Here is a 14,338-nt window from a genome sequence, read left to right as displayed (position 1 = left end):
GTAGTTTTGTAGTCGAATGAAACAGATTTTTCATCAAATACTATCCTCATTAATGGCCCTTTTGGTCTTGGCCTCCACGGTTTCTTGGACGGTGGACAAGCATATTTGTATGGGCCGTGTGATGGATATTTCCTTGTTTGCACATGCCGATGATTGCGGTATGAATATGGATATGGACATGGAGAAATCCTGTTGTGATGATGAAACGTTCACTGTTCAAGGCCAAAATGACCTTAAAATTTCTTTGGAAAAATTTGATTTGGACCAACAAATCTTCTTGGTAAGCTTTGTCCAAACCTATTTTCAACTTTTTCATTTTGATGCTGAAGAACCAAGCACTTTCAATGAGTACAACCCACCGCCATTGATACGGGATGTGCAGGTTCTTGACCAGACCTTCCTTATTTGATTTAAATGGATTGAATGTACCCGACCAAACTGGTTGGGCAGATGCGTTTACGCGTGTTTTTTGTATCGATCTACTATTTAAATCAAAACCATATGCTGAACAAAAGCATTAAATTTTTAATCGAAAATAAATTAGTGGCCGTGCTGATGCTCTTGGTATTTATGGCCTGGGGAATTATAAGCACACCATTTAACTGGGATACGGGTGGTATTTTGCCAAGTAATCCTGTAGCTGTGGATGCCATTCCGGACATCGGGGAAAACCAACAAATTGTTTTCACCAAATGGCCAGGACGTTCCCCGCAGGATATCGAAGACCAGATTACCTATCCATTGACCACCTCCTTGTTGGGGATTCCGGGGGTTAAAACCATCCGAAGCTCATCGATGTTCGGGTTTTCGAGCATCTACATCATTTTTGAAGAAGATGTGGAGTTCTACTGGAGCCGTAGCCGAATTTTGGAAAAACTCAATTCACTCCCCAATAACCTTTTGCCCGATGGAGTAAACCCTGCTTTAGGCCCCGATGCCACAGCTTTAGGCCAGATTTTTTGGTACACCCTGGAGGGTCGCGATAAAAATGGCAATGTAACAGGTGGTTGGGATTTGCAAGAATTACGTAGCGTACAAGACTACTATGTAAAATATGCACTTTCTTCGGCTTCGGGTGTATCCGAAGTTGCTTCCATCGGTGGTTTTGTACAGGAATATCAGGTTGACGTAGACCCCGAATTGATGAAACAGTACAATGTGGGCTTAAATCAGGTGGTAAAGGCTGTGAAGCAGAGCAATCGGGATATTGGGGCACAGACCTTGGAAATCAATAAAGCTGAATATTTGGTGCGTGGGCTCGGCTACATCAAATCTTTGGACGACATAAAAAATGCCGTGGTGACCGCAACCGATTACACCTCGATTCGAGTGCAGGATGTGGCTCGCGTTTCTTTAGGGCCTGCCGTCCGCCGCGGAATTTTGGATAAGGAAGGAGCTGAGGTTGCAGGTGGGGTGGTTGTCGCTCGATATGGAGCCAATCCTTTGGAAGTCATTAATAATGTGAAGGAAAAAATCAATGAGTTAAGTGCAGGACTTCCATCCAAAGTTTTGCAAGACGGAACCACTTCACAATTGACCATTGTTCCTTTTTATGATAGAACAGAGCTCATCCAAGAAACCCTTGGCACGCTTAACGAAGCGCTGACCCTTGAAATTTTGATTACCATTTTGGTGATTGTGGTCATGGTATTCAATTTAAGGGCTTCAGTTTTAATTTCTGGTTTGCTGCCCGTAGCCGTTTTGATGGTCTTCATTGCGATGAAAATGTTCGGGGTAGATGCCAATATTGTGGCACTTTCGGGTATAGCCATTGCGATTGGAACCATGGTCGATGTGGGGGTGATTCTCTCCGAAAATATTATCCGGCACATGGATGAGAATGACCAAAACCTATCAATAAATGAAGTAGTGTACAATGCCACTTCTGAGGTTTCAGGAGCCATTTTAACGGCTGTGTTGACCACCATCATCAGTTTTATTCCCGTGTTTACCATGGTAGGGGCCGAGGGAAAACTTTTCCGTCCGTTAGCCTTTACCAAAACTATGGCTTTGACAGCATCCATTATCGTAGCATTGTTTTTGATTCCGCCTTTTGCCGCCATCATTTTTAGAAAGAAAGGTTCAAACCAAGTGTTCAAATACATTTGGAACGGCGTATTGATTGCCTTAGGATTGACTGCAATTGTATTTGGATATTGGTTAGGCTTGGCCTTAATAGCCTTTGGAGTTGTTGGAATCCTCAAATTGAAAGCGGTTATTGATGAAAAACAAGCAGGATTGTTCAATGTGGGTACCTGTGTTGTCACCATCGTTTTCTTGTTGGCTACCTATTGGAGGCCTTTGGGTTTTGATCGTAGCATCGGTATCAACTTAATTTTTGTAGGATTGATTTGTGGCGTTTTGTTAGGTGTATTTTACTTGTTCAGACAATACTACAGCCGGATTCTAACGTGGGCTCTGGAAAACAAATTGTTGTTCTTGTCCATTCCGACCGTCATCGTTGTTTTTGGATTTATAATCATGCGAAATACAGGACAGGAGTTTATGCCATCATTAAATGAAGGTTCATTTTTGTTGATGCCCACATCTTTGCCGCATGCTGGGGTGGAAGAAAATAAAAGGGTGGTACAACAATTGGATATGGCCGTGGCCACCATTCCTGAAATTCAAACTGTGGTGGGAAAAGCAGGGCGTACGGAATCAGCGTTGGACCCAGCACCACTTTCCATGTACGAGAACATTATTCAATACCGATCAGAATACCAAAAAAATGAAGCAGGGAGTCCACAGCGATTCAAAGTGAATGATGATGGTTATTTTGAATTGCGCAATGGAAAAGTGCTTGCCAATCCAAATTTGCAAGTGAGCAATGAGCAGAACTATGCCGATAACCATGTAAGTGAGCCCTTGCGAATTGATAGAGATCTTTTAATTCCAGATAATGATGGGGAGTACTTCCGAAACTGGCGTCCCGAGATTGAACGACCAGACGATATTTGGAATGAAATCGTAAAGGTGACCAAATTGCCTGGTGTTACTTCTGCACCTAAGTTGCAACCTATCGAAACCCGATTGGTGATGCTTCAAACAGGAATGCGTGCCCCTATGGGCATTAAAGTGAAAGGTCAGGACTTAAAGGAAATCGAAAACTTCGGACTTCAACTGGAGCCTATTTTAAAAGAAGCTGCCGGTGTTAAGGATGAAGCCGTTTTTGCAGACCGAATCGTGGGTAAACCCTATCTCCTTATCGATATTGATCGTGAAAAATTGGTTCGCTACGGTTTGGTGATTGAGGATGTTCAACAAATTTTGGAAGTTGCCCTTGGCGGTATGACTTTGACCCAAACTGTTGAAGGCAGGGAACGTTACGGAGTTCGTGTGCGCTACCCAAGAGAACTTCGTGAAAATCCGACCGATATTGGGAATATTTATGTTCCTGTACAAAAGGGAAGTCCTGTTCCCTTGAGCGAATTGGTGACCATACGATACGAGCAAGGCCCACAAGCCATAAAAAGTGAAGATACTTTTTTGGTGGGTTATGTACTATTTGATAAGCAAGACGGATTTGCCGAAGTAGAAGTGGTTGAAAATGCCCAAGCCATGATCCTGGAAAAAATAGAAAATGGGGAATTGACGGTACCCAAAGGCATCAGTTATCAATTTACAGGTACTTATGAGAACCAGTTGCGTGCCGAAAAAACATTGTCCGTGGTGGTTCCATTGGCCCTATTGATCATCTTTTTGATTTTGTATTTCCAATTTAGGTCGGTGGCTACTTCATTGATGGTGTTCTCTGGAATAATGGTTGCCTTTGCCGGTGGATTTTTAATGATATGGTTCTATGGTCAGGATTGGTTCCTCAACTTTAGTTTTATGGGTGAAAATCTTCGAGACCTTTTCCAAATGCACACCATCAATTTGAGTGTGGCTGTTTGGGTAGGATTTATTGCCCTTTTCGGTATCGCTACGGATGATGGGGTGGTGATGGCCACCTATCTCACCCAAACTTTTGACAAGAACAAACCAGACTCTTTGAAACAGATTCGAGCTTCAGTATTGGAAGCAGGCGAAAAACGAATCAGACCTTGTTTAATGACCACAGCGACCACTATTTTGGCGCTTTTGCCTGTTTTGACGAGCACTGGTAGAGGAAGTGATATTATGATTCCTATGGCCATTCCAAGTTTTGGAGGTATGTTGATCGCTTTGATCACCTTATTTGTGGTACCTGTGCTGTACAGTTGGAAAAGTGAATTGCAACTTAAAATGCAAAACCGATGAGAAAAATATTCATTTATATAGTTTTTGCTTTAGTAACCATTGGACTAAAAGGCCAGTCACTGGAGAGTTATCTACAGAAAGCTGAGTTGAACAGCCCTATGATTCAGGCATTGGAATTGCGCTATAACATTGCCAAGGAAAAGGTGAACGAAGTAAACACCTTGCCCAATACCACTTTTGGCGCGGGATATTTTGTAAGCGAACCAGAGACCAGAACAGGTGCACAGCGTGCTAAGTTTTCGGTTTCACAAATGTTGCCTTGGTTTGGAAGCATTACCACTAGAGAAAATTACGCTAGTGCCATGGCGGAGACCGAGTATGCCGAAATAGCGATTGCCAAACGAAAGTTGGCGCTGTCCGTAGCGCAATCATACTATAAATTATATGGGATTCAAGCCAAGCAGCAGGTACTCCAAGACAATATAGCATTGCTCAAAACCTACGAAACTTTGGCCCTGACCTCTGTTGAAGTGGGAAAAGCCTCTGCCGTAGATGTGTTGAAACTTCAAATCCGACAAAACGAGTTGCAGCAGCAGAAGGAAGTATTGGAACAATCGTTTATTGCAGAACAGGCCGTCTTCAATAATCTGTTGAATCGCGATGAAAGTATTGTTGTAGACGTGGTGGAAGTGATGGATATTCCCGAGAACGACCCCATGATCAACAAGGAAGATTTGAGTCTGAATCCAGAATTGTTGAAATATGATCAATTGTATGAATCGGTAACGCAATCGGAATTGCTCAATCAAAAAGAAAATGCGCCAAGCTTTGGAATAGGATTGGATTATATCCCTGTTTCGGAACGTGATGATATGGTATTTAGCGATAATGGCAAGGACATTGTAATGCCGATGGTTACTTTTTCAGTGCCTATTTTTAACAATAAATTTAAGTCGACTACCAAGCAGAACGAACTTCGTCAAAAAGAGATTGAACTACAAAAAGTGGAGCGCTTGAACGTTTTGGAAAATGCCTATGCCAATGCCATTTCACAACGGAACCAAGCCCGAATTGCACATCAAACCCAAGAAAAGAATTTAAGACAGGCCAAGGATGCCGAAGAAATCCTGATTAAAAACTATGAAACCGGCACCATCAATTTTAACGATGTGTTGGATATTCAAGAGTTACAGCTAAAATTTCAAACCAATCAAATACAGTCAGTGCAGTTGTATTATTTACAATCTGCCATCATCAATTATTTAATAAACAAGTAAATTAATTTTTTCAAAATGAGAACAAACATTAGAACAATTATCGGAATCGCATTCGCTTCAGTTTTGGTACTTACCGTATCCTGCAAGGGCAAAACAGAGGAAGCAAAGGAAACTTCTACAGAGGCCACTATGGATCATGAAGGTCATGATATGGACAATATGGATCACGATGGGCATGACATGGACAACATGGAAACTGCAGGAATGCAAGGGATGGAGTACACCTCAAAATATGTTTGTCCAATGCACTGCGAAGGTAGTGGAAGTGATGAAGAGGGGAAATGCCCAGTTTGCGGTATGACCTATGTGTTGAACGAAGAGCACATGGCTGACGGTCACACCCATAATTAATTAAAATCCCATTTGTAGCCAACATGCGCATTAAAGTAAAAAATATGGTTTGCGATAGATGTAAAGCAGTCTTAAAACATGAGTTTGGGAATGCTGGCATCGAAGTGGTACAAATGGACCTGGGCGAAATTCAATTTGCTGAAAATGCCCAAACTAAAATGGCTGGTATACGGGAGATTCTGAATAAAAATGGTTTTGAATTGATAGATGATTTGAACAACAGTTATATTGCTGAAATCAAAAAACATCTTATCAATGGGTTGCAAAACGACACTCATCAGAATCTCTCGAAATACCTATCCGAAAAGATGAACAAGGAGTATTCGGTGTTGAGCAAAATGTTCAGCATAAAGGAGGGGCTAACCATAGAAAAGTATTTTATCCTTTTAAAAATAGAGAGGGTGAAAGAAGAGATCCAAATGGGCCCCAAAACATTTTCAGAAATCGCATACGACCTAAATTATAAGAGCAGTAGTCATTTGGCAAAACAGTTTAAAACTGTAACGGGCATGTCTATGAGCGATTATAAAAAATTAAAGGATTGGAATAGGAAGTCTTTAGATCAAATTGTATAAAAAACACCCATAATTGTAAAAAGCTTCCAACTGGTGTTCAGCTAGTTTTGAATAAAAAACAAACAAGATGAAACATACCTATCACATACACGGAATGAGCTGCAATGGTTGTAGAAACCATGTAGAGAAAACACTATCTAAAGTAGATGGTGTTAACTCAGTTGAGGTAAATTTGGAAAAAGCCGAAGCTGTGATTGAGATGGAAGAGCACATTCCAATCGAAAAGTTTCAAAAAGCAATGGAAAAGGATGGTGGCAGCTATAGCATTCATATGCCCGGACATCATCACGAACCAAAGCAAGAAAAAAAGCAAGCTCCAACCAACGGAACGGGCACCTTTTATTGTCCTATGCATTGCGAGGGTGATAAAACTTACGATAAACCCGGGGATTGCCCTGTGTGTGGAATGGATTTGGTAGAGGAGCAGAATACTTCTTCCAATTCCAAACAGCAATGGACTTGTCCCATGCACCCCGAAGTGGTGCAAGATGGTCCAGGTTCTTGTCCAAAATGTGGAATGGACCTAGTTCCCAAGGAACCCGAGGCCAGTGCCGAGGAAAAGACCTATCAAAGATTACTCAAAAAGTTTTGGATAGCCTTAGGCTTTACATTGCCCATCTTTTTGATTGCCATGAGCGATATGATTCCCAACAACCCGCTTCATGAATTAATGGCACCAAAATATTGGAATTGGGCACAGTTTGCATTGTCGATCCCTGTGGTTTTTTATGCCACTTGGATGTTCTTTCAACGAGCTTACCGTAGTATAAAAACATGGAACCTGAACATGTTCACCTTAATCGGGATTGGTGCTGGGGTGGCTTTTGTGTTCAGTGTACTTGGATTGTTATTTCCAGATTTTTTCCCCGATCAGTTTAAGGGAGAAACAGGAGCAGTGCATGTTTATTTTGAGGCGGCAACCGTCATCCTCACTTTAGTGCTGTTAGGACAATTGTTGGAAGCAAGAGCACATAGCAAAACCAATAATGCCGTAAAGGAATTATTGAAATTGGCACCTAACAAAGCTATAAAAGTAGTGGATGGGGACGAAGTTGAAGTCAGCATTGACGATATTGAACTTGGTGATATTTTAAGGGTAAAACCTGGAGAAAAAATTCCAGTGGACGGAGTTATTACCGAGGGAGAAACCTCGGTAGACGAATCCATGATTACTGGTGAACCTATTCCTGTTGAAAAAGGGGTAGAAGATAAAGTGAGCAGCGGAACCATCAACGGAAACCAATCCTTTTTGATGAAAGCCGAGAAAGTAGGAAGTGACACCCTGCTTTCACAAATTATTAAAATGGTGAACGATGCCAGTCGAAGCCGGGCACCCATTCAAAATTTGGCAGATAAGGTATCGGCCTATTTTGTGCCCATTGTGGTGATCATTTCCATAATTACCTTCGCAGTTTGGGCCATTTGGGGTCCACAGCCCGCTTATGTCTATGCATTGATAAATGCCATTGCAGTGTTAATTATCGCTTGTCCTTGTGCACTGGGTCTCGCCACACCAATGTCCGTAATGGTAGGGGTAGGTAAAGGAGCCCAAAACGGAGTGCTGATCAAAAATGCGGAAGCTTTGGAGAAAATGGCAGATGTGGACACCTTGATCATTGACAAAACTGGAACCATCACTGAAGGAAAACCCACTTTTGATCAATTGGTGCCTTTTTCAGAAGATTATTCCGAAGAGGATTTGCTGCAATATGTGGTGTCGGTAAATGCCAACAGTGAACATCCTTTGGCCCAAGCTACCGTAAAATATGGCAAGGAAAAGGATATCAACATTCTAAAAACCGAATCTTTTAATGCCGTAACGGGTATGGGCGTTGAAGGAAAAATCAAGGATGCAAAAATTCTTCTGGGGAACAACAAATTGATGGAAAAGGCGAATGTGGAGATTTCTGATGAGATGATCGACAAGGTGAAAAAATCTCAGGGAGAAGGTAAAACAGTTTCCTATCTGGCCATCGACGGAAAATGTCAAGCTTTTGTGAGTATTGGAGATAAAATCAAGGAAACAAGTGCCAAAGCCATTAAGGCCATTCAAGATAAGGGCATTAAAGTGATCATGCTTACAGGAGACAATGCTACAACCGCCAAAGCGGTTGCCGGTGAATTGCATTTAGACGATTTTAAGGCCGAAACCTTGCCAGAAGATAAAATGAAGGAAGTGGAACGCCTGCAAGATGAAGGTAAAGTGGTGGCCATGGCGGGTGATGGCATTAACGACGCCCCTGCATTGGCAAAAAGTGACCTGGGTATTGCTATGGGAACCGGCACTGATGTTGCTATTGAAAGTGCCATGATCACTTTGGTTAAAGGCGACCTTCACGGAATTGTAAAAGCACGTAACCTCAGTGAGGCCGTCATGAAAAACATAAAACAAAACCTATTTTTTGCATTGATCTATAACACCATCGGGGTTCCGGTGGCGGCCGGGGTACTCTATCCTTTCTTTGGGATTTTGCTTTCACCCATGATTGCGGCCTTGGCCATGAGCTTTAGCTCGGTGTCTGTTATTGCCAATGCTCTAAGATTACGAACTAAATCAATCGACTAATAACAAAATGGTAAAACGAACTACAGCGGTTAAAATTAGAAAGGCCCACAGATACTTGGGTATATTTTTGGGAATTCAATTCATTATGTGGACAGTAAGCGGTCTTTATTTCAGTTGGACGGATATTGACGAAATCCACGGAGATCATTTCAGAAACCTGGATTACGAACCCTCATCTTTTGATGGGCTTATTGGATTTTCAGAGGTTGATTTGCCCGTTAAAATCAGTTCGTTGAGTTTAAAAGAAATTGCAGGGAAACCCTATTATTGGATCAATAACGAATATTTGGTGGATGCTAAAAATGGCCATCTTAAAGCAGGGGTTTCCGAAGAAGAAGCTTTGGCAGTAGCATTGCGTGAAATGTCGTCCGAATTAAAAGTGAAAGGTGTTGAGGTGATTGAAGAAACCGAGGAACATCATGAGTACCGTGGCAGAAAACTTCCGGCTTATGTGATTTCTTATGATTCGCCTGAAAATATTAAAGCCTATGTAACGGTAGCGGATGGGTCTTTTCAAACCGTAAGGCACCGCGATTGGAGGTGGTTCGATTTTCTATGGATGACCCATACGATGGATTATGAAAGCAGGGATGATTTTAACACCACCGTGCTTCGAGCTTTCTCCCTTTTGGGATTGATTACCGTGATGAGCGGATTTTTACTTTGGTTTACCTCGTCACCTACGATGAGAAATTTAGTTAAAAGAAAATAGTGATACGATGAAAAAGGAAAACATCATTTATATCGGAATTGCCGTTGTGGTCGGCCTATTGGTCGGGTACTTCATTTTTGGAGGCAATGCAGAATCCACCACTGCAGAAGAACATGACCACAGCACCGAAATCGCTTCGGGCGAAATGTGGACTTGTTCCATGCACCCGCAGATCATGCAGCCCGAACCAGGTTCTTGCCCTATTTGTGGCATGGATTTGATTCCTGCGGATAATGGGGGAGAGGGATTGGCTGTAAATCAAATTAAGATGACGGAGAATGCCATGGTTCTGGCAGGTGTGGAAACCGTGATGGTTGGAGCTGGAATGGATGGGAGTGATCATATCAAGATTTCAGGCAAAGTTGCTGTGAACCAAGAATCAGATGCAGTGCAATCGGCTTATTTTGACGGAAGAATTGAAAGTATGAGCATCAATTTTGAAGGAGAAGAGGTACGTAAAGGTCAAAAGTTGGCCACAATATATGCCCCTGCCTTGGTTTCGGCCCAGCAAGAATTGTTGACGGCTGCCAATTTAAAGGCATCTCAACCGCAATTGTACAAGGCTGTTCGCAACAAACTAAAATTGTGGAAGTTGTCCGATGCTCAAATTGACCAAATTGAAAGTTCTGGACAGGTGTTGGAAAACTTTCCAGTTTATGCCAATGTAAGCGGGGTGGTTTCCGAAATTATGGTAGAGGAAGGCGATTATATTAAAACAGGATCACCTTTGGTGAAAGTAGCCAATTTAAGTTCAGTTTGGGTCATTTTTGATGCTTATGAAAACCAATTGAGTCTATTTAAAGAAGGCCAAACATTGAATGTGACCACTAATTCCTATCCGAATGAAACCTTTACAGCAAAAGTTTCATTTGTCGCTCCCTTAATGAACAAGCAAACCAGAACTTTGGAAGTTCGGGCAGAGCTCGATAACAAAAAAGGGATGTTGAAGCCCGGCATGTTCGTACAAGCAGAGGTTGAGGTGATAAATAAGCAGGATGGAGAAATGTTGACCATACCCGAAAGTGCTGTGTTGTGGACAGGGAAGCGTTCTTTGGTGTATGTGCAACCTAATCCTAATAATTCCACATTTGAAATGCGAGAAGTGGAGCTTGGAAATTTAATGAATGGCAGTTACGTAGTCAATTCAGGATTGCAATCAGGGGAAATAATTGTGGCCCAAGGAACATTTACGGTGGATGCTGCTGCCCAATTACAAGGGAAAAAATCCATGATGAATCAAAAGGGTGAAGATATGCAAATGGGTCACGAAGAGCATTCCGAAATGGGGAGTACCATGAAAATGGAATTTTCCCGAGAGGCAGAAACAAAGTTCGGGGAACTTTTAAAGGTGTATTTGGAATTAAAAAATGCTTTGGTGACATCTAATCAGGAGCAAACTCAAACATTGGCACAAAAGGGAGCGGGAATTGCCGCAAGCATTTCGGGTCTTCAAATGGATGATATGGCAAAGACCCATATCTCGCAATTGGGAATACAGCTTAGGGATATGGCTGCTAAAAGGGATTTGGAAGGCCAACGAGATGAATTCGTTCAATTATCCCAAAACATGATCCAAATTGGACAGCAAATGGAAAGTTTGGATGATAAACTATATGTACAGTATTGCCCCATGGCCAATAACGACAAGGGTGCCAATTGGCTTAGTTTGGAGGAAGAAATCCGAAATCCTTATTATGGGGATGCCATGCTCACCTGTGGTAGTGTGGTGCAGACAATTAATTAAAACTTATTAGCTCCTTTAAAGGAGCTTTTTTTTGCATTTTTTCTAGGTTTTCGAATAGTTTGATGAAAATTTAATAATCATTAGAAGTCTGATTATCAATTTTTTCCATAAGTTTAAAGACTATTCCATTAACCATAAAACTTAAAAAATGCAGAAAAAATTCTTACAAAGATTTTTGATGTCCATTTTTTTGGCATCATCCTTAACAGTAATTGGCCAAATAAAAAAGGTCGCAACAGTTGAAGGTATCACTGAATACCAGATGGAAAACGGGCTTAAGGTACTTCTGTTTCCAGACAACTCTTCCCAGACCATTACCGTAAACATCACCTACCTTGTAGGGTCCAGACATGAAGGGTATGGAGAAAAGGGCATGGCGCATTTATTGGAGCACATGGTCTTCAAGGGTACACCCGACCACCCAGATATTCCAAAGGAATTATCATCACACGGTGCTCGACCCAATGGCACGACTTGGTACGATCGGACCAATTATTTTGAAACGTTTAATGCAACCGACGAGAATTTGGATTGGGCCCTTGATTTAGAGGCCGACCGTATGATGAACTCTTTTATAGCCAAGGAAGATTTAGAATCTGAATTTACTGTTGTTCGAAATGAATTTGAAAGTGGAGAAAACAATCCAACAGGCGTTCTATTGAAAAAGGTAACCAATGTAGCCTTCGAATGGCACAATTACGGAAGCAGTACCATTGGAAATAGGTCGGATATTGAAAGAGTGCCCATTGAAAACCTACAAGCATTCTACAAAAAATTCTACCGCCCCGACAATGCGGTCTTGATGGTGACTGGAAAGTTTGAGGAAGACAAGGTCTTGGATTTGATTCAAAAGAAATTTGGTGACCTTAAAGCTCCAAATGTTCCTTTACGGGATTCTTATACCGAAGAGCCCGAACAAGATGGGGAGCGATATGTAACTGTTTCCAGAGTTGGTGATTTGCAGATAGTTTCCGCACTGTACCATACACCCGCTGGTGCTGATGAGGATTATGCGGCCATTGCAGTGGTGGACAATATATTGAACGATACCCCATCAGGAAGACTCTACAACAAGTTGATTGAAACTCAAAAAGCATCGTCTTTATGGTCTTTTGCTCCTTTCACCAAAGAGCCAGGTTTCCTTTATATAAATATTGATGTGCCTTCCGATAAAAATGCTGACGAAGTAGAGCAAATTGTAAAATCGACCTTAGACAGTTTGGAACCAATTACCCAAGAGGAATTAGATCGTGCGAAAGCGAATCTTTTAAAAGAGATGGATGAAATCAATAGAAATTCGAGCTATTTGGGTCGCTACATGAGTGAATTCATCGGTGCCGGTGATTGGAGATTATCTTTTATCCATAGAGATAGAGTAGAGGCATTGACCTTGGACGAAGCCAATACGGTTATGAAAAAATATCTGATTCCAAGCAATAGAACCTTAGGTCGATTTGTGCCAACAAAAGAACCTGTAAGGGTTGCTATTCCACACCCCGAGAATGTAGAGGCCCTAGTGGCAGATTATAAAGGAAAAGAAGATAAGGGAACAGGAGAGGCATTTGATGTTTCTTACGATAATATCGAAAGTAGACTTGAGACGGGTAAATTATTGGATAAAATTGAATATGGATTTATCGAAAAGGACAATCGTGGCCAAACAGTAATCCTAAGTTTCAATATGAGAAATGGCGACGTAAACAGTTTAATGAACCAAGGCATGGTTCCATCTTTTACGGCATCTATGTTGGATAAAGGAACCACTACTAAATCCAGACAGGAAATTGAAGACGAACTAAGCAAGTTGAAATCATCCTTGAGGTTTTATGCCCGCAATGGCAATGTTTATTGCTCGGTGGAATCCACAGAGGAAAACTTAATGGGTACCATGGCATTGTTGGCTGAAATCATTAAAAACCCATCGTTTGATGAGGGTGAGTTGAGTAAATTGAAGGCTGAACGCTTGGCAGGGATTGAAAGAAACAGAGCTGAACCAGGGTTTTTGGCTTCCATGAGATTGAATGAAATAAACCAGACCTATCCTAAAGGACACCCATTGTACAGTATGACTTTGGATGAGCAAATTGAAGCAATAAATACGGTTACGAGACAAGATTTGGTCGACTTCTATGGTAAATTCTATGGGTTGGGCAGAAGTACACTGGTTACTATAGGAAACTTTGATTCCGAAGCCCTAAAATCTTTTATGGAGGAAAACTTCAAAGGCTTTGAAAGTGAAGTGAGCTATGCCGAAATTAAAGATCCATTCAAAAAAAATAAGGCCGTTAATGAGAACATTATTACGCCTGATAAAAAGAATGCGGTTACCTATGGCACCTTGGCTGTAGAAATGAGCCAGTATGATGACGATTACCCTGCCATGATCATTGCGGGAGAAATACTAGGAGGTGGATTTTTGAACTCTAGATTTGCGGATAGACTTCGTCAAAAGGATGGGGTAAGTTATGGTGTAGGGGCAAATTTTGGTGCCGATGGCGATCAAGAGGATAAAAACAGTTCCATTTTCTTATACGCCATTTATAATCCAGATAATTTGGAGAAAGTACAACTTGGCTTCAAAGAGGAATTGGACCGTTATATTGCAGATGGCATAACAGATGAGGAATTTGATAATGCTGTTAATGGATGGATTCAAGGACAGACGGTTTCACGTGCAAAGGACAATGAACTTTCTTCATTGGTGAATAATAATATTTATTATTATCGAACCATGGATTTTCATAAGGACATGGAGGCCAAAATGAAATCTTTGACCAAAGAAGATGTGAACAAGGCCATTAAAAAGTACATCAAACCATTTTCAGAATGGACCATTGTAAACGGGGGTGATTTTAAATAAAAGTCTTTAAATCAATATTTTGACACCCCATTTTAAGGGGTGTTACTTTATTTGAAAATAACGCGTTAAAA

Annotated in this window: 9 protein-coding genes; all 9 read left to right on the top strand. The window is 41.4% G+C overall.

Annotated elements, in window-relative coordinates; all coding sequences use genetic code 11:
• Nucleotides 1-16: 16 nt before the first annotated feature.
• The 9 genes from ABT310_RS04185 (at nucleotide 17) to ABT310_RS04145 (ending at nucleotide 14,267) form a co-directional block, all read left to right on the top strand.
• Entirely contained in the window at nucleotides 17-409 is a 393-nt protein-coding gene (locus ABT310_RS04185) for a hypothetical protein (RefSeq protein WP_375325491.1), read from the top strand.
• A 92-nt stretch (nucleotides 410-501) separates the two neighbouring features.
• On the top strand, nucleotides 502-4,242 hold the full coding sequence (locus tag ABT310_RS04180) for an efflux RND transporter permease subunit (RefSeq protein WP_375325490.1): 3,741 nt from the start codon (nucleotides 502-504) through the stop codon (nucleotides 4,240-4,242).
• The gene (locus ABT310_RS04175) at nucleotides 4,239-5,459 is read left to right on the top strand and encodes a TolC family protein (protein ID WP_375325489.1); all 1,221 of its coding nucleotides are present in this window, start codon (nucleotides 4,239-4,241) and stop codon (nucleotides 5,457-5,459) included. Before ABT310_RS04180 ends, ABT310_RS04175 begins: the two co-directional genes overlap by 4 nt.
• A 15-nt stretch (nucleotides 5,460-5,474) precedes the next feature.
• A complete protein-coding gene (locus tag ABT310_RS04170; RefSeq protein WP_375325488.1) occupies nucleotides 5,475-5,810 on the top strand; it encodes a heavy metal-binding domain-containing protein in 336 nt (111 codons plus the stop codon).
• Nucleotides 5,811-5,833: 23 nt separating this feature from the next.
• On the top strand, nucleotides 5,834-6,385 hold the full coding sequence (locus tag ABT310_RS04165) for a helix-turn-helix domain-containing protein (RefSeq protein WP_375325487.1): 552 nt from the start codon (nucleotides 5,834-5,836) through the stop codon (nucleotides 6,383-6,385).
• Between the two features lie 67 nt (nucleotides 6,386-6,452).
• Complete coding sequence (locus ABT310_RS04160) at nucleotides 6,453-8,951, top strand: heavy metal translocating P-type ATPase (RefSeq protein ID WP_375325486.1); 2,499 nt, start codon at nucleotides 6,453-6,455, stop codon at nucleotides 8,949-8,951.
• 7 nt (nucleotides 8,952-8,958) lie between these two features.
• A complete protein-coding gene (locus ABT310_RS04155; RefSeq protein ID WP_375325485.1) occupies nucleotides 8,959-9,663 on the top strand; it encodes a hypothetical protein in 705 nt (234 codons plus the stop codon).
• A 7-nt stretch (nucleotides 9,664-9,670) separates the two neighbouring features.
• A complete protein-coding gene (locus ABT310_RS04150) occupies nucleotides 9,671-11,407 on the top strand; it encodes an efflux RND transporter periplasmic adaptor subunit (RefSeq protein ID WP_375325484.1) in 1,737 nt (578 codons plus the stop codon).
• Nucleotides 11,408-11,555: 148 nt separating this feature from the next.
• On the top strand, nucleotides 11,556-14,267 hold the full coding sequence (locus tag ABT310_RS04145; RefSeq protein ID WP_375325483.1) for a M16 family metallopeptidase: 2,712 nt from the start codon (nucleotides 11,556-11,558) through the stop codon (nucleotides 14,265-14,267).
• Nucleotides 14,268-14,338 lie beyond the last annotated feature (71 nt).

The organism is Flagellimonas cixiensis, assembly GCF_042134615.1.
Taxonomy (GTDB): Bacteria; Bacteroidota; Bacteroidia; order Flavobacteriales; family Flavobacteriaceae; genus Flagellimonas; species Flagellimonas cixiensis.
This window is presented reverse-complemented; position numbering and strand designations above follow the sequence as displayed.

Excerpts from the sequence above, each read along its gene's own strand:
- ABT310_RS04185 (WP_375325491.1), top strand. The coding sequence starts at position 17 with ATGAAACAGATTTTTCATCAAATACTATCCTCATTAATGGCCCTTTTG.
- ABT310_RS04180 (WP_375325490.1), top strand. The coding sequence starts at position 502 with ATGCTGAACAAAAGCATTAAATTTTTAATCGAAAATAAATTAGTGGCC.
- ABT310_RS04175 (WP_375325489.1), top strand. The coding sequence starts at position 4,239 with ATGAGAAAAATATTCATTTATATAGTTTTTGCTTTAGTAACCATTGGA.
- ABT310_RS04170 (WP_375325488.1), top strand. The coding sequence starts at position 5,475 with ATGAGAACAAACATTAGAACAATTATCGGAATCGCATTCGCTTCAGTT.
- ABT310_RS04165 (WP_375325487.1), top strand. The coding sequence starts at position 5,834 with ATGCGCATTAAAGTAAAAAATATGGTTTGCGATAGATGTAAAGCAGTC.
- ABT310_RS04160 (WP_375325486.1), top strand. The coding sequence starts at position 6,453 with ATGAAACATACCTATCACATACACGGAATGAGCTGCAATGGTTGTAGA.
- ABT310_RS04155 (WP_375325485.1), top strand. The coding sequence starts at position 8,959 with ATGGTAAAACGAACTACAGCGGTTAAAATTAGAAAGGCCCACAGATAC.
- ABT310_RS04150 (WP_375325484.1), top strand. The coding sequence starts at position 9,671 with ATGAAAAAGGAAAACATCATTTATATCGGAATTGCCGTTGTGGTCGGC.
- ABT310_RS04145 (WP_375325483.1), top strand. The coding sequence starts at position 11,556 with ATGCAGAAAAAATTCTTACAAAGATTTTTGATGTCCATTTTTTTGGCA.